The organism is Aliamphritea hakodatensis, assembly GCF_024347195.1.
Lineage (GTDB): Bacteria > Pseudomonadota > Gammaproteobacteria > Pseudomonadales > Balneatricaceae > Amphritea > Amphritea hakodatensis.
In genome coordinates this window covers 3957865-3978776 of sequence record NZ_AP025281.1, presented here as the reverse complement: position 1 = coordinate 3978776, position 20912 = coordinate 3957865, and the positions used below count along the sequence as shown (strand labels likewise).

The window sequence follows — 20912 nt, the reverse complement described above, 5'->3', positions numbered from 1 at the left end:
CCTCACGGGGCGCTACACGGTTGTGTAGCAGGAGGTGTGTTATGCCTGAACAATTTATGATTTTTGGCGGCATGGTGTTTGCTGCGGTGTTTTTTCTGATGATGGGGCTGACAATCCCTGTTTTTGGCGAAAGTCAGAAAGCCAGGAAAAATCTTCAGAAAAGAGTTCTGGAATTATCCGCAGATACCGATGCCAATACAATTACGCTGTTACTGAGGAAAAAATACCTGCGCTCGCTGTCTCCGGTTGAGCGCTGGCTGGAATCCCTTCCCGGGATGGAAAGCCTGGCGGATACGCTGGAAAAGGCCGATTTAAAGTACCGTGCTTATCAGGTTGTGTGTGGAGTTATACTGCTGACGGGGCTGGGCGCCGCGGCGGGCTGGGTGGTGACCCGTAATATCTGGGTTGCACTGGCGGTGGGCTGTATCTGCTTTGTTATACCTGTATTCAGAATTATCAGCGCGAAGCATAAACGTATCGCTATCTTTGAAGAACAGCTTCCCGATGCCATTGATATTATGAAGCGTGCTATCCGGGCCGGTCATCCGTTCTCAGAATCACTGCATCTGGTCGCAGAAGAGATGGAGGGCCCCGTGGGGCAGGAGTTCCGGGTTACTTTTGCAGACCTCAATTACGGGAATGATTTACGCAGAGCAATGTTAGGGCTGCTTCACCGGGTGCCAAGTATTCCGGTGATGGCGCTGGTGTCATCGATTCTGATTCAAAAGGAAACAGGTGGTGATCTGACCGAAATTCTTGAGCGGATTGGTAAGGTTATCCGGGAACGGTTTAAGTTCCAGCGACGGGTAAAAACCCTGTCAGCGGAAGGCCGGCTATCCGCCTGGATTCTGGCGCTGGTGCCCTTTGTACTGGTGGTGGTGGTGTCCTGGACCAGCCCTGATTATCTGCCTTTGCTGTTAGATGATCCGATGGGCATCAAGCTGATTGTCGTTGCCTTTGTTGGCATGGTGGTCGGTGTCTACTGGATTAACCGCGTATTGCGGATAGAAGTGTAGGAGGGTGCTGCTATGGATTATTTATATGGGATTATTAACAGCACGCTTGAGAACGCAACGGATGCACGGTTAGTGTTTCTTCTGCTTACCGGGTTAGCCGTGCTGGTTGTTTGTCTGGGGATCGGATTTATGGTGATGGGCCTATCGGACCCGTTACGCCTGAAAATGATGATGTTGCGTAAACAGGCCCACGGCAATGCAGGTAATTCTGCAAACGACCGGCTGATGGCAAAATCCTCGCGGACATCACTGTCAGAATCCATTGCGCCGAAAGAAGGTTGGCAGGATTCTAAAACACAGGTACGTCTGACCAATGCGGGATTCAGAAACTCCAGTGCCGTTGCTGACTACTATGCGATTCGTTTTTTACTCATACTGCTGCTGCCTACCATTGCGTTAGGGGTGACCCAGTTTATGCCGGAAATGGATGCCAATAAGATTGCCTCAGTACTGGTATTTGCCTTACTGATGGGCATTATTTTGCCCAGTTATGTTCTGGATAAACTGATTGCCCGGCGTCAGCGGGCATTGCGTAATGCCTTCCCGGATGCATTGGATATGCTGGTGGTCTGTGTTGAGGCAGGTCTGGGGTTACAGATGGCGTTACAGCGGGTGGCAGATGAAATTCATGTCAGCCATCCGGTGCTGGCAGACGAACTGCATCAGGTGAACAATGAAACCCGGGTCGGGATCGACCGGATCCAGGCGCTTCGTAATATGGCTATCCGGACGGGGCTTGAAGATATCCGCGGTCTGGTGGCATCACTGGATCAGAGTGTCCGGTTTGGTACCAGTATCGCCGATACACTCCGGGTCTATTCGGATGAGTTTCGGGATAAACGCCTGCAGCGGGCAGAAGAATTGGCTGCAAAAATTGCGACCAAGATGATTTTTCCGCTGACATTTTGCCTCTGGCCATCGTTCTTTTTAGTGATGGTCGGACCGGCTGTTCTGGGTGTTCTGGCTGTTTTAGCTACAAGATAACAAAAAAACAGCCATACTGATGTATACCGTCTGAAGTAACACGGCATTGGCATCAGCGACAAAGGGGGCTGAATCATGCGTACTTTTACCAGGCTGTACCGGAAGATCTTTAAGGGTGGTGTCTGTGCACTGCTGATACTTGGTGTTGCTGTGCTTACAGGCTGTGCTGGCAATCAGCAAAAGTCATCGGCAATGACCGAAGAGCAATCCGAATTATATGACGGCAAACCGATACTCGCGTATCTGGCTGCCAAACAGGCCAAAACGCCGGAAGAGGCGGTTCAGCGCGCCCGCAGTGCCATGGCGGAAAACAACCTTGATAAAGCGCTGTATGAATATATCCGGGCATATGAGCTGGATGGTAAACATACCCGGGCGTTGCTGGAAATCGGCAATATTCATTACCTGCGAAAGAACTATAAAACAGCCTATGTGGCCTTTCAGAAAGCACTCTCCATTGATGAAACTCTGGTTTCAGCCCATCAGGGAACCGGACTTATTCTGTTAAGGGAGAAGCAACACAGTGCAGCGCAGGAAGCCTTTCAAAAGGCGGTGAACTACCAGCAGGCATTAACCGCTGAACAGGACGCTGCCGGTGAGAATGCAACGGTTATTCGCCGCACTGCTGGTCTGGCACTGGAGTCTTATAATGGCCTTGGCATCATTTACGATATGCAGGGTAAGCTGGATGAAGCTCGTGAGCATTATCATGCGGGGCTTAAAATCTCCGGTAACAGTAAGGTAATACTGAATAACCTGGGGTATTCACACTATATGTCCGCCCAGTGGCCGGAAGCCGAAATGTATTTCAGTAAGGCATTGCAGACGGATAACCTGTATCAGCCGGCATGGAAAAACCTCGGTTTGGTATATGCCCGTCAGGAACGTTACCTTGAAGCGCTGGAAGCGCTTGAGCAGGTCATGGATACCGCACAGGCATATAACGACATTGGTTACATCTGTCTGTTATCGAAGCGCTATGTTGAAGCGGCAGATTTCTTTCAGAAAGCCATTACAGAGAATCCACGTTATTACAAAGTTGCACAGCAGAATCTGGTAAAAGTAAAACGTCTGCTGAAAAGCGGGCTGACACAAAATCAGGAAATCTGAAGAGCAGGCTGAGCAGCCTGACGACTGACGGTAAAAGCAGTGAGAAATGCGGTTCGTTTCTGACTGCTCTTAATGTTTAATCTTTGGGAAAAGGTGCGGGGTATTAAACCAGCCAGAGCAGTTCGGTTTCGCCCTCCAACTGACGGCCGGTTGGTGAAAAGTTTAATGGCAGGTAAAAGTTGAGCGCATTGCCTTCTTCCGAAGCCATGGTTGTTAAGCTCACGCCGCGTAATCCCAGAATGGTAGCCAGTTGCTGGCTGAACTGAACGGCATATGTGCCCAGCTGCCTGCCCTGATGAGCAGAATCAATCATCAGCCGGTATAGATACAGGCAGTCTGGCTGGAAGTGAGCATCTTCCTCATCCAGCGTGCGCGGATCGAAGACGGTGATCAGCCCCGCAGGTACATTCAGTTCATAGATGCCAAAAGACAGGCTGTCGCTGTCGGCAAGTACCTCGGCCAGCCAGAAGGCATTGGGGTCTATCAGGTGCTGTTGCTGCCAGTTAACTTTTAATGTGCTCAGCTCGCAAACATTGTGACTGTTTACTTTAATAAAGGATAAGGGATTCATGTGTACGTCCTTGTTGAGTTGCTTTAATCATCCTGATCAGCATTCAGGGTACAGGGGCGGATTTAAATAAGATATCCGCAATGAATGGCGGTTCAGACAGGCGCTTTGGCAGAGGGTATCGGAGATATTATGAGGTTTGATTGGGACGTGTTGAGGTGTCCTTTAGCCGCCGCAGGGTAAATGCGGCGGCTTTTTTATGGTTTATTCAGCGACTTGCCATTTCAGTTTCTTCTCTATCGCCTGAATCATCATCCCGGCAACATTTTTGCCGGTTGCCCCTTCAATGCCCTCCAGCCCCGGAGATGAATTCACCTCCAGTAACAGCGGCCCTTTGGCTGAACGGATAATGTCTACCCCCGCTACTTTCAGACCCATGCATTTCGCCGCTTTAATGGCGATGCGTTTTTCATCTGCCGTCGGGACAATAAGGCTGGCAGTACCGCCCTGATGGATGTTGGCACGGAACTCACCGGGTTCAGCTTCCCGCTGAATCGACGCGACCACTTTGCCGTCAACCACAAAGCAGCGGATATCCTTACCGGCGGCTTCTTTGATGAATTCCTGAACCAGAATGTCGGCCCGCAGGCTCTTGAATGCGTTGATGACCGACTCGGCGGCCTTTTTGGTTTCTGCCAGCACCACGCCACGGCCCTGAGTTCCTTCCAGCAGTTTAATTATCAGTGGTGCGCCGCCGACCATGTTGATCAGATCGGTGGTTTCCAGCGGAGAATTCGCAAAGCCGGTGATGGGAATTTCCACACCGCTTTCAAACAAGAGTTGAAGAGAATGCAGCTTATCCCGTGACTGGGTAATTGCTGCTGCAGTATTCAGACAGTAAACCCCCATCGATTCAAACTGGCGGGCAAGGGCACAGCCATAAAAGGTCATACTGGGCCGGATCCGGGGAATGACGGCATCCAGATCATTCAGCACGTTACCGCCCCGGTAGTGGACCTCCGGCGTATCCGCATCCATTTTCATGTAACAGTGCTTGATGTTAAGGAAGACCATTTCATGGCCGCGCTCTTCACCGGCTTCAATGATACGGCGGTTACTGTAAAGATTAGGGTTACTGGCCAGAACGCCAATTTTCATGCCCCGTTTAGGCGACTTTTTAGGGCGGTAAAGGTCCAGCAGTTCACTGTCTTCCAGTGTGCCGAACATGAACGACTCTTCCGGATCAACCAGCAAGCGGCCTTTCATTGCTTCCCGGCCCAGTAACATCCGGTAGCCCATGGCATCGCGGTTGGTGAGGGTCAGTTCTATATCCCAGCTCTGTTCTCCCAAAGCGATGCTGGTTTTGATGACGTAACGCTTTTCCGTGCTGCCACTGGAACTTTTAACGGTACGCCGGTCATGAATAGGCGCTTCACAGCTGATAACCGTTTTACGGTTGTCTTGCAGGGGATAAACATCGAAGCTGACCCATGAACTGCCGTTGCGCTGAAAAGTTTTGATATTGAGGGCGTGAATAGCAGACGTTCGTGCGCCGGAGTCAACCCGGGCTTTGATGGCAGGTATCGACAGGTCGATAAATTTGCACCATTCCTCGCTGCCTGTGATGAGTTTATTACTCTGATTAACCATAACAGGGTGTTCCTTATTTTTATTGTTATAGGGAACCCGGGGATGCAGCCGGCAGGCTTAAAATAAGGACCGGTTGCATTCGCTGATTCCTTAATCCTCTGGCTAAATAGTGTGCAGTTATTCGCGGTCTTATAGCAACCGTCCGTCGGTAACTGGCTGATAAATGAGCTGATTGTCGTAATAAGATAGTTTTTGTCAGTTTTTATTGAATAACGCTTGCCAACCCCCGATCTCGTATGTAGTATACGCCCCACGTTGATGCGGGGTGGAGCAGCCTGGTAGCTCGTCGGGCTCATAACCCGAAGGTCGTCAGTTCAAATCTGGCCCCCGCTACCAACGTAAAAAAGAGAGGCTTATCTTAAAAGATAGGCTTTTTTTATGCCTGAAATTTAAGATTTATATTCAGAGCAGCGTGGTAGCTCGTCGGGCTCAGCTCTTTATAACCCCGGGCGAAGGTCGTCAGCTAAGATCTGGCCCCCGCTACCAACGTAAAAAAGAGAGGCTTATCTTAAAAGATAGGCTTTTTTTATGCCTGAAATTTAAGATTTATATTCAGAGCAGCGTGGTAGCTCGTCGGGCTCGCTCTTTAAAAACCCGGGCGAAGGTCGTCAGCTAAGATCTGGCCCCCGCTACCAACGTAAAAAAGAGAGGCTTATCTTAAAAGATAGGCTTTTTTTATGCCTGAAATTTAAGATTTATATTCAGAGCAGCGTGGTAGCTCGTCGGGCTCAGCTCTTTATAACCCCGGGCGAAGGTCGTCAGCTAAGATCTGGCCCCCGCTACCAACGTAAAAAAGAGAGGCTTATCTTAAAAGATAGGCTTTTTTTATGCCTGAAATTTAAGATTTATATTCAGAGCAGCGTGGTAGCTCGTCGGGCTCGCTCTTTAAAAACCCGGGCGAAGGTCGTCAGCTAAGATCTGGCCCCCGCTACCAACGTAAAAAAGAGAGGCTTATCTTAAAAGATAGGCTTTTTTTATGCCTGAAATTTAAGATTTATATTCAGAGCAGCGTGGCAGCTCGTCGGGCTCAGCTCTTTATAACCCCGGGCGAAGGTCATCAGTGCATTTCTGGCCCCCGCTACCACTCAACGAAAGAGAAGGCTAACCGAAAGGTTGGCTTTTTTTTTGCCCAAAATTTAGGGGGCGTATTTGGTAGCTCGTCGGGCTCGCTCTTTATAACCCCGGGCGAAGGTCGCCAGCTAAGATTTGGCCCCCGCTACCAACGTAAAAAACAGAAGAGGCTAACCGAAAGGTTGGCTTTTTTCGTTTCTGGGGTAGGTGAAATTTAGAGAAGCATGATAGCTCGTCGGACTCAGCTCTTTATAACCCCGGGCGAAGGTCATCAGTGTATTTCTGGCCCCCGCTACTACTCAACGAAAGAGAAGGTTAACTGGAAGGTTGGCTGTTTTCGTTTTCGGTCTCTGTAACTGCGGTATTCAGCAGGTGGGGAGGCGTTTTTGTAGTCCGTAAAAAATGTTTTCAGTTTGGCAGGCTAAAAGGCCAGGTTTTTCAGGATGGTTTCAGGTTTCTTACTTACTCTCGGTGCGGATTTTGTTTGCCGGGCGAAATCGGTATCAGTTTCTGTAACTGACTGATTTATCAACAACCCGGTGCGACTGATATGACGGATGCTGTCACTGATGCTGAACCGATTAAACAGACTGATGATGCTTATATGCGCGCTGGTAACTTTGGTTGCCCAGACGTATAGCGTATCGTCTGTGGCCAGCATCACAGATTCGCCACTCAGGATGGAAACTGCCCACCATGTAAGTGCTGAGCCGGTGTCTAATCTGGCAATGCTTTGTCAGGATATGAACGCAGCCAACGCAATGGCATGTTGTGAAGACATGACAGCCGGCACATCCGCGCAATGCTGTGACTGCGATGCCAGCTGTGCATCGATGCAGTGTGCGTCTTCGGTGTTTACCGCCAGTTCGGCAGGCCTGAATATGATCAGGGAGCGTCAGCTATTGCCACAGCTTCGGCAGGATTTACCTGTTCAGGCATTAAGCTCTCTTTATCGCCCTCCAATAACTCACTAACGCTCAGGGTACCTCCCGGTACCGGTTGTTTAGTGAGTTGTCTCTGTCTGAACGGATTGTATAACTGTATCTGCTGTTATTACTGAGATTCAGCACAGCAGTTACCTAACGCCGTCAGGTGACAACTCCCGTGTTGGAATTACCCTTAGTGGGGGAGTTATGTTGTTAAAAAATAAACCTTTTATTTCTTCTTGTGGCACACGTTTTCTGTGCGGCGCATTGTTAAGTTTCAGTAGCGGTCTGGCACTGGCGGTAGACGCCGGCAATGTCACAGAAGATCGGTTTACCTTAGGTAAGGCGGTACAGATTGCCTTACAGCAGGATGCCTGGCAGGTGCAGAACCGTCTTCAGGAACAGGCCCTGATTTCCCAAGGTCAGGCGGCCGGTGAATTGCCGGATCCTCAGTTTTCTTTCGCGGTGGCAAATTTACCCACCGACAGTTTTGATTTTGATCAGGAGCGTATGACGCAACTGATTGCCGGTGTTTCTCAGATGTTGCCACGGGGGGAATCTCTGGCGCTGCGCAAACAGCAATTTCTTCAGCAGAGTGAACGGCATCCGTTACTGAGTCTGGACCGGCAGGCCCGGCTGGTGATGACGGTGAGTCAGTTATGGCTGGAGGCGTATAAAGTGCGTCAGAGCATTGCGCTGATCAGAAAGGACCGGGTGCTGTTTGATCAGTTGGTGGATATTTCACTGGCCAGCTATTCCGTCGCGCTGGGGCAGACTCAGCAGCAGGATGTGGTACGTGCTGAACTGGAGAAAACGCTGCTGGATGAACGTCTTACCGGGCTTTTACAGCGACAGGAGTCGCTGGAGAAGCAGCTTGATGAGTGGCTGTCGCCGAATATCCGTGCAGCCGCCTTTAATTATTCAGAAGATATGCCCAGGTTATCGCTACTGCAACCGGAGCTGGATGAAGCGGGAAACAATCCGGATAACGCAGAGCTTGGGCAGTTATTCCTCCGGCATCCTCTGGTGAAAACCCTCAACAAAAAACTGGCGATTCAGCAAACCGGTGTCGATCTGGCTAAGCAGGCATACGAACCGCAATGGGGTGTCAGGGCCAGTTACGGTTACCGGGCCAGCGACAGTAACGGTGCGGACCGGGCTGATCTGGTGACCTTCGGGGTCACGCTGGATATGCCGGTATTTTCTACCGTTAAGCAGGACAGCGGTGTGGAAGCGGCAGTTTACCGGCGTGAAGCGGTGAAAAGTGAGCGGGTTTTATTGCTGCGGAAAATGATCGCTGAATTCAGTGCTGCCCGGGTTCAGAGAGAACGCCTTGAAGAACGGGAAACACGGTACAGGAATCAGATACTGCCACAAATGCGTTTGCAGGCTGAGGCTGCGCTGAACGCTTATACCGCAGATAACGGTGATTTTGCCGAAGTCGTCCGGGCGCGGATTGCTGAGCTCAACGGCCGGATCGATGCGCTGGAAATTGCGGTTGATCAGCAAATACTGACCGCCCGGATGAACTATTTTCTGGCAACTGAAAAATTGCCGGTTCTGTTTGTTTTTGACGGAGCGTCCGCCGTCTCGCCTGTGGTACCGCCGGATTCAGATTTAGCCATTACTTTTTCACCCGCCAGTGTTTGGGAAGCAAAACTATGATGCGTGCAGTTAAAAATTTCAGTTTAGTGTTGGTGGGGGCGGTGCTCGGAACTGCCGCGGCCACGGCGGTGGTACCTTATGTGAAAAGTCAGTTCGGTATGGCTGATATGGCGGGAGATTCTTCCTCTGATACTCAGGAACCTTTGTACTGGGTAGCTCCAATGGACCCGAATTATCGGCGGGATAAGCCGGGGTTGTCTCCCATGGGAATGGAGCTGGTGCCGTTTTATGCAGAAGAGAAAACTTCGAAGCCTAAAGAGCCACTGTACTGGGTGGCGCCGATGGACCCTAATTTCCGGAAAGATAAACCGGGATTGTCTCCGATGGGGATGGATCTGGTGCCGTTTTACGGTGATGAAGGAGGCGGTGACAGCGGGCCGGGCACCGTCAGCATTTCATCTGAAGTGGTGAATAACCTGGGGGTGAGGACTGCATCAGCCATGGTATCGCCACTGGAGTTTAAGGTGAATACCGTGGGGTACGTGCAGTACAACCAGGATGAAATGGTCCATGTGCATCCCCGGGTTGAAGGCTGGCTGGAAAAAGTTTACGTGAAATCCGCCGGCGAAACGGTGGCAAAAGATCAGCCGCTTTATGAGCTGTATTCTCCGGAACTGGTTAACGCGCAGGAAGAGCTGCTGTTTGCCTTATCCCGAAAAGACCGGCGTTTAATCAGGGCTGCTGAACGGCGTTTAAGTGCACTGCAGGTGCCGGAGGCCGCGGTTAAGGTCCTGAAAAAGACCCGTAAGGTTGTGCAGACGGTGACCTTTCATGCACCGATGTCCGGTGTGGTGGAAAATTTTGCCATGCAGGAAGGCTTCTTCGTTAAACCCGGAAAGATGCTGATGTCCATTGCGTCACTGGATGAGGTATGGATTGAAGCAGAAGTGTTCGAACGTCAGGCGAATCTGGTGAAGCAGGGCGCACCGGTGACCATCCGGCTGGATTATCTGCCGGGTAAAATCTGGCAGGGGAAGGTGGATTACGTGTATCCGGCGCTGGATAAAATGAACCGGACCCTGCGGGTGCGGATTCGTTTCCCGAACCCGGACCTGCTGCTGAAACCGAATATGTATGCACAGGTTGTGATCGGAAACCTTGCGGATAAGCCGGTTCTGAACATTCCCCGTGAAGCGCTGATCCGTGTCGGGGACAGTGACCGGGTGGTGCTGGCGTTAGGGGAAGGCCGGTACAAGTCAGTGAATGTTGTCGCCGGTCGGAATGACGGTAACCGGGTAGAAATTCTGGAAGGTATCGGGGAAAACGAACAGGTGGTGACATCTGCACAGTTCCTGCTGGATTCCGAGTCCAGTAAAACCTCAGATTTCAAACGTATGCATCAGCCGGCCTCCATGTCGGCAGACATGAAAATGAACATGTCAAATGATGGCCAGACCATGCCAGTGAGCATGGTGTCTGAAGCGCCTGCCACAAAGATCTGGGCCACCGCCCGGGTGAATAAGCTGCTGGCGAACGGCCGCCGGGTCAATCTGAAACATGGCGCGGTTGAAAGCTGGGGCTGGCCGCCTGCCAACATGAATCTTGGTTTGGCTGAGACGGTGTCTTCAAAAGAGTTAAGTCCGGGAATGGACATCGCCATTGAGATTACCCGCACGGTCGCAGGGATCTATGTCATCACTGATGTTGAGCTGCCGGATAACATTGGCCTGCCAGTGGTTCAGGAGAAATAATGATGATAGAAGCAATTATTCGCTGGGCCGTGGGTAACCGGATGTTTGTGTTGCTGGCCACCCTGATGATTGTCGGGGGCGGTCTTTATTCACTGAAAAACACCCCGCTGGATGCGATTCCGGATCTGTCGGATGTACAGGTGATTATAAAAACCAGTTATCCCGGACAGGCCCCTCAGGTCATTGAAGATCAGGTAACGTATCCGCTGACAACGGCCATGCTGTCTGTGCCCGGGGCGGTTACCGTGCGGGGCTATTCATTTTTTGGCGACTCTTATGTGTATGTGATCTTTGATGATGATACGGACATGTACTGGGCTCGCAGTCGGGTGCTGGAATATCTGAACCAGGTATCCCTCCCGGAAAATGCCAAAGCGCAGCTGGGACCGGATGCGACCGGCGTGGGCTGGATATACCTTTATGCGCTGGTTGACCGCACCGGCCAGAATGACCTCAGCCAGTTACGCAGTCTGCAGGACTGGTTTCTGAAGTATGAGCTGCAAACCGTACCGGGGGTGTCGGAAGTGGCTTCACTTGGCGGCATGGTGCGCCAGTATCAGGTGCGGGTTGATCCGGATAAGTTACGTGCTTTCAATGTACCGCTGGCGCATATTCAGACGGCCATTCAGCGGGGCAATCAGGAAGTTGGCGCGTCGGTAGTTGAGATGGCCGAAGCGGAGTATATGGTCCGGGCATCCGGCTATATTCAGAACCGGCAGGATCTGGAAAACATTCCGCTGGGTATGAATGAGAACGGCACGCCACTGCTGTTAAAAGATGTGGCGGACATCGGTATTGGCCCACAAATGCGCCGTGGTGTCGTCGAATTGGACGGCGAAGGTGAAGTGGTGGGTGGCGTAGTGGTGATGCGCTTTGGCGAGAATGCTCAGCAAACCATCGATGGCGTGAAAGCCAAACTGGAATCCCTGCGTGGGAGTTTGCCTGAAGGGGTTGAAGTGGTGACCGTGTATGACCGTTCAGGGTTGATTGAACGGGCGGTGGATAACCTCTGGACCAAACTGATGGAAGAATTCGCCGTGGTGGCGCTGGTCTGCATGGTGTTTCTGTTTCATGTGCGCTCATCTCTGGTGGCCATTTTCAGCCTGCCGGTGGGCATTCTGGCGGCCTTTATTGTCATGTATATCCAGGGCATTAACGCCAATATTATGTCTCTGGGGGGCATCGCCATTGCCATTGGTGCCATGATAGACGGTGCCATCGTGATGATTGAAAATATGCACAAGCATATGGAGCGTACACCGCTGACGAAGGAAAACCGCTGGAAAATCGTGGCGGATTCAGCCAGTGAAGTGGGGCCGGCACTGTTTTTCAGCCTGCTGATTATCACGGTCAGCTTCGTGCCTGTGTTTACCCTGGAAGCGCAGGAAGGGCGGATGTTTGCCCCGCTGGCGTTTACCAAGACCTACGCCATGGCAGCGGCAGCGGCGCTGGCGATTACGCTGGTGCCGGTATTAATGGGGTACTTTATTCGTGGCAAAGTGTTGCCTGAGCATAAAAATCCGGTTAACCGGATACTCTCCGCGGTGTACCTGCCGGGGCTGAAAACCGTGCTTAACTTCCCTAAGCTGACGTTGCTGGTTGCGCTGGGCATCTGTGCGCTGGGCGTCTGGCCGCTGGATAAGATTGGCAGTGAATTTATCCCGCCACTGGATGAAGGGGACCTGATGTATATGCCGACGACCTATCCCGGGGTGTCTATCGGGCAGGCCCGGCAGATCCTGCAACAGACCGATAAGATGATCCGTACTGTGCCGGAAGTGAAGACGGTGTTCGGTAAGGTCGGCCGGGCGGAAACCGCCACGGACCCGGCACCGCTGACCATGATTGAAACCTTCATTCAGCTGAAACCTCAGTCTGAATGGCGTGAAGGTGTGACCACCGATAGCCTGAAGAAAGAGCTGGACAGCCTGATCAAGATACCGGGCATTACCAATGCCTGGGTGATGCCGATTAAAACCCGGATCGATATGCTGGCGACCGGGATTAAAACCCCGGTGGGGATCAAGATTGCAGGCCCTGAGCTGAGTGTGATTCAGGATATCGGCCAGCAACTGGAAGTGGTCATGAAGGACATCCCGGGGACCGCTTCGGTATATTCCGAACGGGTGGCCGGCGGCCGTTATATTAAAGTGGACATTCAGCGACAGAAAGCGGCCCGCTACGGGCTGAATATTGCTGATGTACAGCAGCTTGTCGCGGCGGCAATTGGCGGTATGAATGTTTCCCAAACGGTTGAAGGGCTGGAACGTTACCCGATTAATATCCGATATCCGCAGAGTTTCCGTGACTCACCGGAACAGCTGGCGTTACTGCCAATTGTTACGCCGATGGGACAACGGATTCCGCTGGGGGATATCGCCCGTATTTATATCGAAGAAGGCCCGCCGGGCATTAAGAGCGAAAATGCCCGCCTTAACGGCTGGACTTTCATTGATATTGAAGGCGTCGATGTCGGCAGCTATGTGGAAAAAGCCCGCAAGGTGGTTGCGGAAAATCTGGATTTACCGGCGGGTTATTCTGTCAACTGGTCCGGACAGTATGAGTACATGGAGCGGGCCAAGGAAAAACTGACCTATGTGATCCCGCTGACCTTGCTGATCATTGTGATTTTACTGTTCATTAATTTCCGTAACTTCGTTGAGGTGGCCATCATCATGGGAACCTTGCCACTGGCAATGGTAGGCAGTATCTGGCTGATGTATCTGGAAGGTTTTAACTTTTCAGTGGCGGTGGGGGTTGGCTTTATTGCGCTGGCCGGCGTCGCGGTGGAAATCGGCGTCATCATGCTGGTCTATCTGAATCAGGCGTATCAGGAGATGCTGGCTGACTGTCGTCAGCAACAGTGTATGCCCAGCGAAGCCTTGTTGCGCAGTGCCGTCATGCAGGGGGCGGGGCTGCGGGTCCGCCCGGTAATGATGACTGCTGCGGCGATTATTGCCGGCCTGTTACCGATTCTCTATGGCACCGGCACTGGTTCAGAAGTGATGAGCCGTATTGCTGCGCCTATGGTAGGAGGGATGATCAGTGCGGTTATCCTGACACTGATGGTGTTGCCGGTGGTGTATTTCCTGTGGCGCAAGCGGGCAGTGAACCGAATGCCGGCTGAGGCGTTTATCACAGATGCCCGCACGGCGGAGGTTACCGAGTCGCAATTGCTGGGTTAATTGCAGGGGAGATATAAAATAAAAACCGGGAGCAGGCTCCCGGTTTTTTTTGCTTTCGTTATGAAAAGCATCGCTGACGGTTATTCCGTTAACAGGTGTTCAGCAATCGCCCGGCGGTCTGCTTCACTCATAAAGCGGCTGCCGTACTTAATGACTTCACCCATTGTACCTCCCAGAGCATCACCGTCCGGTGTGAGGCCGGTTTTCAGGGCATAGGCGATGTCATCCGCTGTCCAGCCGTTTTCCCGTAACGCCTGAGCAGTAATGGCCGGAATGGCGTCGCTGTCATCCGTTGCTGCGGCCCCTGCTAACCAGCGGTCCTGTTGCAGCTCGCCAAACAGATTTCTGGGGGTGTGGCAGGCGGCGCAGTGACCGGCGGCTTCCACCAGATATTTGCCCCGTTCATTGGCAACATCTGCTTCCGGCGTTAGCTGGAAAAAGCGTTGCCACAGTGGCAATCCCTGTTTCAGGTTGTAGGGGAAGCTGAGCTGAGACGGCGGTGCAGGCTGGTTCACCGGCGGCACCGTCTGAAATGCTGCCCACAGGTCACGGATATCCTGGTCGCTTAGCTGAGCGAAAAACTCATAAGGAAACGCCGGATAATAGGTCTCTCCCCGGGGAGACACACCGTGGCGTACCGCCCGGTCAAAGTCATTCAGCGTCCAGCTGCCAATACCGGTTTCAGTATCGGTAGTCAGGTTGGGCGCATAGAATTGTCCGTACGGGCTGTCCAGTGGTGCACCGGCAACCAGCTTCCCTTTATTTTCGCTGTCGGTATGACAGGCAATACAGCCTGAAATACGGGCCAGATAGGCACCGTTGGCAACGTTGCCAGCCAGTGCAGAATCCTCTGCCAGTGTTTCGTCAGCAGCCATGGGTTGCAGCAGATAATAACCGGCCGCCACTGCTGCAAGCAGCAGTGCGGCAAGACTGATTGTTTTCATAATCAGGGGTTATTTTTTCTTTTTACGGAAAGTCGTATGGCATGACGAACAGGTGTCAGCCAGTTCCCGGAACAGGCTGTCGGCGGTATCGCCGGCGGCTGTTTCAGTCATCATGGCAGTATCCATCGTCATACTCATCGCGGCATCGCCGCCGTCGGATTCCCGGGAGTCCGCTGCGCGCTCCAGTGCTTCACTGATGCGTTTCAGTTCCGCGGAGAGAAGCTCAAACTTATCCCATTTTTGCCAGATTTCCGGTTTGGCTTCGCTGGCATGCTGCAGGCTGCCTTCAGGAAACAGCTTGGTCAGTGTCGTATCTGAATGTTTCGCAATGGTCCGGCTGTGCTGGCGGACAGCCTCGGCATCATAAGCGGTTTTTCCCTTGAACATGGCGGACATGGATTTCATGGATTTTTTCATAATATCCATCTGATCCATACGTTCCTTGACGATACCGGTTGCGCCCTGATGGGCAGAAACCGGTGTTGCCACTGTGATACCGATCGCTAATGCGGTGAAAAAAGATGTGATTAATTTATTCATAAATATCCCGTAAATACATCAAAAAAAGTGGTTAACTGTGTCGATCAGGCAATAACACTGTTTTTTCGGGGAGGCGGATTGTCCGGCGGGATATGCGGTGGGAAATATTGAATCGGGTTGTATTCAGCCGGCTCAGATGGATCGGCTTCAGGGCAGCAAAGGCGTGCCGGGCTGAGAAATAACTGGCTGAGGGTGCTGGCGGTGCCGTCGTGTAACTGTTGCAGATTCTGCAGGCTCAGATGATCGTTCCGGGTGTCTGAAATATCGTGACCATGGGCCTGATGAGATAGCTGATACCGTGTTTGGGATGTTTCGGAGAGTGCCGCAAGCGTACCGCCTGCCAGTGATGCCTGAGCAAACAGCACCGTTAAAACAGTAAAGATGATCAGTGGACTGATCAATGGCTGGCGTCGTTGGCTTTTAATCATAAGGAGATGCTAAAGAAACTGCATTTATAAGGCAACCGGGGCAGGTATCTGAAAGACAAGAAATTGGTTTCAATCAGAACAGCTCCAGCGTCCGGCCGGGCAGTTCAGCCCCTTCCAGTTTCAGCAACGTTTCTTTGGCCGGGAGGCCGCCGGCATAGCCGGTGAGAGAACCGTCACTGCCGATAATACGGTGGCAGGGGACGATAACGGATATTGCATTGGCACCGTTAGCGCTGGCCACCGCACGGATGGCTTTGGGATTGCCCAGTTGCTCCGACAGTTGCAGGTAGCTGTATGTTGTACCGTACGGGATGTTAATCAGTGCCCGCCAGACCTGCTGCTGAAAGTCGGAACCGGCCAGCAACAGCGGCAGATCAAACGCCTGGCGCTGATGGCTGAAATAGTCTTCTAACTGTTTAACCGTCTGATCGATGACCGGGTCGGCCTGTTCCCGGTATTCAGCGTTCAGGTATTTCTGCAGGCGGTTATCCACCTGATCCCGCATCCGCCGGTAACGCCAGTCACAGAGACATAACTGCCCTTCGCAGGCACCGATAATCAGCTCGCCAACCGGTGTCTCATAATACTGTGTGTGTATGGTTCTCAAATTACATCCCTGATATCCGGTTGATCAGCGTAACTGGCTGTCTTTACTGCCCCGGCGGTTGTAGCCTGCCGAGCTGGCCTGTTGCTTATCATATTCACTCTGGCAGTTAATGCACAGGTGCACCCCCGGCACGGCTTTGCGCCGTGCATCGGGAATCTTTGCATCACATTCTTCGCAGTATTCCAGGCTTTCGCCCTGATGCAATTGCTGACGTGCTTGAGCCACGGCGTCTTCGACGCTGGCATCAATCTGATCCTGAACGGCGCCGTCTTTTGCCCAGCCTCCGGCCATAGGTTTACTCCTGTTAATAATGCAGGCGGAATAAACAGTATAGATATCTGGTATTCGCCAGCTTGTGCGAACGCGTCACCGTTCAGCCTTTTTTATGATGACAGCGGCTGCCTTCCACATGACTGTTACTGGCTTTTGGCGTTTGCCAGTCACTGTTATCCGCTTCATCCAGTTTTTTCAGAATGCCGCAGTCACGGGCGGTGTGTACGGAGTGGCACTGGTTTCTGAGAATTTCCAGCTGGGACTCCAGTGCCTGTAATTCTTCAATGCGTGCCCGTACATGTTCCAGATGTTCGGCAATCAATTCGTTAATGCTGATACAGCTGTTATCCGGCTCTTCCCGGGCCTGCAGCAGTTGCTGAATCTCTTCGTGGGTCATTGCCAGAGCGCGGCAACGGCGGATGAACAGCAGCAGTTCCAGATGCTTCTGGCTGTAATAGCGATAGTTGTTTTCCTGACTGCGCATGGCTTTGGGCAGCAGGCCGACCTTCTCATAATAACGGATGGTTTCAACGGTACAGCCGGTTTCTCTGGCTAACTCACCGATTTTCATTTTTTTGATTCCAGTGTGTTGACCCTAAAGTCACTTCAGGGTGTTTAATGCCAAGCATAAGTTAAGTTCCGGAGAATCGCTATGACTAAATGCTGCGATCAAAACACATTGAATCCTGCGGCAGAAGCAGAAACTGCTGCAACTGTGCAGGATGTTTCTGCAGCTTGCTGCTCACCGGCAGCAGCGGCGAAGGTCGTCGCTGAAGAGCATGATCATGCCGGTGGGTGCTGCAGCGCGCCTGCGGTTGGCCTGACTAATGTTGGTGGTCAGGTGAAAGTGGAGGGGGGCGTTCAGACGTCGATGCGCATTATGCAAATGGATTGCCCAACCGAAGAGGGCATGATCCGTAAGAAGCTGGGGGCGATGGACTGTGTCAGCAGCATGGAATTCAATCTCATGCAGCGGGTACTGACGGTGGTGCATACCGAAGACAGTCTCGATGAGGTGTTGGCGGCGGTCCGCTCACTGGATTTTGATCCGGAGTTACCGGACGCCAGCGGCGAACTGGCCGCGGTTGAACAGGAAGAGAAGCCATGGTGGCCGCTGATTCTCGCCGGTATTCTGGCGGTTACATCAGAAGCAGTCGGCTGGACTGACAGCACACTGTTACCACAGTGGAGTGCTGCGGCACTGGCACTGGTTGCGATTGTTATGTGCGGTGGCACAACCTATAAAAAAGGCTGGGTTGCACTGAAAAATGGCAATATGAACATCAATGCGCTGATGAGCATTGCGGTGACCGGCGCGGCGATACTGGGTGAATGGCCGGAAGCCGCCATGGTGATGGTGCTGTTCACGATTGCTGAGCTGATAGAAGCCAAATCACTGGACCGGGCGCGCAATGCCATTGCCGGTTTAATGGAGCTGACACCGGAGCGGGTAACGGTCCGGCAGGCCGACGGCAGCTGGCTGGAGGTGGATGCCAAAGCAGTGGCCATTGGTGATGTGGTGCGGGTAAAGCCGGGTGAACGTATCGGCCTGGACGGTGAACTGGTTGCCGGCGCATCCAGTGTTAATCAGGCGCCGATTACCGGGGAAAGTCTGCCGGTGGATAAGGCCGTGGGAGATGCAGTATTTGCCGGCACGATTAATGCGTCCGGCTCATTTGAATATAAGGTGACTGCGGCGGCGGGTCAGACGACTCTGGCACGCATTATTCATGCAGTTGAGGAGGCGCAGGGGACAAAGGCACCAACGCAGCGTTTCGTGGATAAGTTTGCAAAAATTTACACCCCTATCGTGTTTATCGTTGCATTCGCCGTTGCTGTTCTGCCGCCTTTATTCATGGGTGGCGGATGGCAGGACTGGATTTACAAAGCGCTGGTATTACTGGTGATTGCCTGCCCCTGTGCACTGGTGATTTCCACCCCGGTGACCATCGTCAGCGGTTTGGCTGCGGCAGCCCGTCAGGGGATTCTGATTAAGGGCGGAGTGTATCTGGAGCAGGGGCGTTTACTGAAATGGCTGGCGCTGGATAAGACCGGCACCATTACCCACGGCAAGCCGGTGCTGACTGACTTCGAAGCCTGGAAAAACCCGATGCCGGTACAACAAATTCGCCTACTGGCAGCCAGCCTGGCGGGCCGTTCAGATCATCCGGTTTCGGTGGCGATTGCCAGTGATGCGGATATGCTCGGACAACATGCGCCGGTCTCAGACTTTGCCGCAGTACTGGGCCGGGGCGTACAGGGCACCGTTGACGGTGAACAGTATCACCTTGGTAATCTGCGTCTGATCGATGAGTTACAGCTTAACTGTGCTGACTTACAGTTCCGCCTGAATGAACTGGAGCAGCAGGGTAAAACCGTGGTGATGCTGGCGGATCAGAGCCGGGTTCTGGGGCTGTTTGCTGTTGCTGATACGGTAAAGGAATCCAGCCAGCAGGCCATCGCCGAACTGCATGCGCTGGGCGTGAAAACCGCCATGCTGACCGGTGATAATCCGCATACTGCCCGGGCAATCGCTGCCCAGGTAGGGATTGATGAAGCCCGCGGCAATCAGTTACCGGAAGATAAACTGAATGCCGTGAAAAGCTTTGCTGCAGACGGTGCGGTAGGCATGGTGGGTGACGGTATTAACGATGCGCCGGCACTGGCTCAGGCTGAAATCGGTTTCGCGATGGGGGCAATGGGCACGGATACCGCCATTGAAACTGCCGATGTCGCCCTGATGGATGATGATCTGCGCAAGATCCCGGCTTTTGTCCGCTTATCGCAGGGCACCCGCAGTATTCTGGCACAGAACATTGTGCTGGCGCTGGGCATTAAAGGCCTGTTTTTGGTGCTGACCATGATCGGACTGGGTACTATGTGGATGGCGGTGTTTGCCGATGTGGGCGCAAGCCTGCTGGTGGTGGCCAATGGCTTACGGCTGCTGAAAAAAGCATAACCGCCCGGGTGTAAAACCGGAAAAAATCACTGGCGAGGTGAACAAAGACCCTTTTGTGTGACGACTACAAAGGGGCCTTTTATTATCTGTGGCGGGTTATGTCAGAAACCTTGGCAAGTCTGCAATTGCCGGACAGCGTAACTGTTCCATTACCTGTTGCAGTTCACGCCGCAGCAGGTCTGCCGCATGATTAGCGCCGGCATTCCCTAAGCCCGCCACACCGTACATAAATGCCCGGCCGGCAAAGACCATATTGGCCCCGCAGGCCAGATAACGGGCAATGTCCACGCCGCTTTCCACCCCGCCGTCAACCATCAGTGCTGTATCCGGGCTGATGCTGTTGCGAATGCTTTTCAGGGCCTGCAGGCTGGGGACTGCCGCATCCAGCTGCCGGCCGCCGTGGTTGGAAATTATCAGCCCGTCGGCACCGGCGCTGATCGCCCGTTTGGCATCTTCAGCGGTCAGAATACCTTTAACAATAAGTTTGCCGTTCCACTGTTTGCGGATCGTTGTAAGGGTGTTCAGGTCGACCACTTTTTTCAGGGTGTTACGGATATAATGCGCGACGTTTTCCAGGTTGGCGTCCGCCGGTATATAGGGCTGCATGTTGGCAAACTGAGGTATACCGTGACGTAGGGTAGCCAGACTCCAGGCAGGCCTGCAGAGGCTCTGCCAGATATTCCCGGCGGAGATTTTCGGTGGCACCGCCAAACCGTTACGGATGTCTGCCGGGCGGTAGCCGGCGGTCGGTACATCAATGGTGACGACAAGATGTCTGCAGCCACTGTTCCAGGCCCTTTGCATTAAGTCGGTGCTGATCTCATCAACGGTCGGCGGGTAGAACTGAAACCAGAAGTTTTCCTGTGCCAGTTCCGCCGCCTGTTCAATGGAAATGCTGGCCAGAGAGCTCAGCACGAAGGGAATGTTGGCGAGTTTGGCGGCGTCTGCCAGGCTGGCGGATGCGCCGGGCCAGATCAGCCCGCTCAGCCCCACCGGCGCAACGCCGAAAGGTGCGGCATAGGTTTGTCCCATCAGTTCGCATTGCAGAGAGGTAGCGGGGCCGTCTGTGAGGTAGCGGGGATGCAGGTGCAGTGCGTCCAGAGCCTGCCGGTTGCCCGTGACAGCGCAATTGCTGTTACAGCCATTCACCAGGTACTCATAGGCAAATTTCGGCATACGACGCCGGGCCAGTTGTTTTAAATCCTCAATACAGGCGGCCTGTTCACTGAAGCTGCGGCGCATGGTGACTTCCCGTTTTAAGTGACTGTTTGTATTAGATGTTTTTAGCATTCTTAACCACAATTGCCAAAATCATAGTCGCCTGAATTACGTCTGCATGCAAGCAGGTCCAGCTA

17 protein-coding genes, 1 tRNA gene and 1 pseudogene are annotated in these 20912 nt (G+C 52.8%); 9 read left to right on the top strand and 10 right to left on the bottom strand.

Annotation, left to right across the window (positions count from 1 at the left end; translation table 11 throughout):
• Positions 1-41: 41 nt before the first annotated feature.
• From PCI15_RS18190 to PCI15_RS18180, 3 genes are all read left to right on the top strand, one after another.
• Positions 42-1016 (top strand): type II secretion system F family protein, encoded by a 975-nt coding sequence (locus PCI15_RS18190; protein ID WP_271271341.1) that lies wholly within the window; start codon positions 42-44, stop codon positions 1014-1016.
• A gap of 12 nt (positions 1017-1028) precedes the next feature.
• Positions 1029-2000: a type II secretion system F family protein gene (locus PCI15_RS18185; RefSeq protein WP_271271340.1), complete on the top strand. Its 972-nt coding sequence runs from the start codon at positions 1029-1031 to the stop codon at positions 1998-2000.
• Positions 2001-2075: 75 nt separating this feature from the next.
• Positions 2076-3110 (top strand): tetratricopeptide repeat protein, encoded by a 1035-nt coding sequence (locus tag PCI15_RS18180; protein ID WP_271271339.1) that lies wholly within the window; start codon positions 2076-2078, stop codon positions 3108-3110.
• A 103-nt stretch (positions 3111-3213) separates the two neighbouring features.
• Here the strand turns inward: PCI15_RS18180 and PCI15_RS18175 are convergent, their stop codons facing one another.
• The 3 genes and pseudogenes from PCI15_RS18175 to PCI15_RS18165 form a co-directional block, all read right to left on the bottom strand.
• Positions 3214-3681, bottom strand: a complete 468-nt coding sequence (locus PCI15_RS18175) for a GNAT family N-acetyltransferase (RefSeq protein WP_271271338.1) — start codon at positions 3679-3681, stop codon at positions 3214-3216.
• Between the two features lie 201 nt (positions 3682-3882).
• Positions 3883-4776 carry a 30S ribosomal protein S6--L-glutamate ligase gene (gene rimK, locus PCI15_RS18170; protein ID WP_271274653.1) on the bottom strand — a complete coding sequence of 298 codons (894 nt, stop codon included), beginning with the start codon at positions 4774-4776 and terminating at the stop codon, positions 3883-3885.
• A 78-nt stretch (positions 4777-4854) separates the two neighbouring features.
• Positions 4855-5268: pseudogene (locus PCI15_RS18165) on the bottom strand (ATP-dependent zinc protease family protein); the annotation flags it as partial.
• 259 nt (positions 5269-5527) lie between these two features.
• Here PCI15_RS18165 and PCI15_RS18160 point away from each other — a divergent pair.
• The 5 genes from PCI15_RS18160 (at position 5528) to PCI15_RS18140 (ending at position 13806) form a co-directional block, all read left to right on the top strand.
• Positions 5528-5604: transfer RNA gene (locus tag PCI15_RS18160), tRNA-Met, on the top strand.
• Between the two features lie 1304 nt (positions 5605-6908).
• The gene (locus PCI15_RS18155; protein ID WP_271271337.1) at positions 6909-7313 is read left to right on the top strand and encodes a hypothetical protein; all 405 of its coding nucleotides are present in this window, start codon (positions 6909-6911) and stop codon (positions 7311-7313) included.
• 159 nt (positions 7314-7472) lie between these two features.
• Positions 7473-8930 (top strand): TolC family protein, encoded by a 1458-nt coding sequence (locus tag PCI15_RS18150; protein WP_271271336.1) that lies wholly within the window; start codon positions 7473-7475, stop codon positions 8928-8930.
• Positions 8927-10621, top strand: coding sequence for an efflux RND transporter periplasmic adaptor subunit (locus PCI15_RS18145; protein ID WP_271271335.1), 1695 nt, complete (start codon positions 8927-8929; stop codon positions 10619-10621). Before PCI15_RS18150 ends, PCI15_RS18145 begins: the two co-directional genes overlap by 4 nt.
• Before the next feature lie 2 nt (positions 10622-10623).
• Entirely contained in the window at positions 10624-13806 is a 3183-nt protein-coding gene (locus PCI15_RS18140) for an efflux RND transporter permease subunit (RefSeq protein ID WP_271274652.1), read from the top strand.
• An 80-nt stretch (positions 13807-13886) separates the two neighbouring features.
• Here the strand turns inward: PCI15_RS18140 and PCI15_RS18135 are convergent, their stop codons facing one another.
• The 6 genes from PCI15_RS18135 to cadR form a co-directional block, all read right to left on the bottom strand.
• Entirely contained in the window at positions 13887-14750 is an 864-nt protein-coding gene (locus PCI15_RS18135; RefSeq protein WP_271271334.1) for a c-type cytochrome, read from the bottom strand.
• Positions 14751-14759: 9 nt separating this feature from the next.
• A complete protein-coding gene (locus tag PCI15_RS18130; RefSeq protein ID WP_271271333.1) occupies positions 14760-15290 on the bottom strand; it encodes a c-type cytochrome in 531 nt (176 codons plus the stop codon).
• A 44-nt stretch (positions 15291-15334) separates the two neighbouring features.
• Positions 15335-15718, bottom strand: a complete 384-nt coding sequence (locus PCI15_RS18125; protein WP_271271332.1) for a hypothetical protein — start codon at positions 15716-15718, stop codon at positions 15335-15337.
• A gap of 73 nt (positions 15719-15791) precedes the next feature.
• On the bottom strand, positions 15792-16325 hold the full coding sequence (locus PCI15_RS18120; RefSeq protein WP_271271331.1) for a methylated-DNA--[protein]-cysteine S-methyltransferase: 534 nt from the start codon (positions 16323-16325) through the stop codon (positions 15792-15794).
• Between the two features lie 24 nt (positions 16326-16349).
• Positions 16350-16616, bottom strand: coding sequence for a DksA/TraR family C4-type zinc finger protein (locus PCI15_RS18115; protein WP_271271330.1), 267 nt, complete (start codon positions 16614-16616; stop codon positions 16350-16352).
• 82 nt (positions 16617-16698) lie between these two features.
• Positions 16699-17169 (bottom strand): Cd(II)/Pb(II)-responsive transcriptional regulator, encoded by a 471-nt coding sequence (cadR, locus tag PCI15_RS18110; protein WP_271271329.1) that lies wholly within the window; start codon positions 17167-17169, stop codon positions 16699-16701.
• A gap of 81 nt (positions 17170-17250) precedes the next feature.
• Here cadR and PCI15_RS18105 point away from each other — a divergent pair, with 81 nt between their 5' ends.
• Positions 17251-19557, top strand: a complete 2307-nt coding sequence (locus PCI15_RS18105; protein ID WP_271271328.1) for a heavy metal translocating P-type ATPase — start codon at positions 17251-17253, stop codon at positions 19555-19557.
• Positions 19558-19653: 96 nt separating this feature from the next.
• Here PCI15_RS18105 and PCI15_RS18100 read toward each other — a convergent pair whose 3' ends face one another.
• Entirely contained in the window at positions 19654-20799 is a 1146-nt protein-coding gene (locus tag PCI15_RS18100) for an alpha-hydroxy acid oxidase (RefSeq protein ID WP_271271327.1), read from the bottom strand.
• Positions 20800-20912 lie beyond the last annotated feature (113 nt).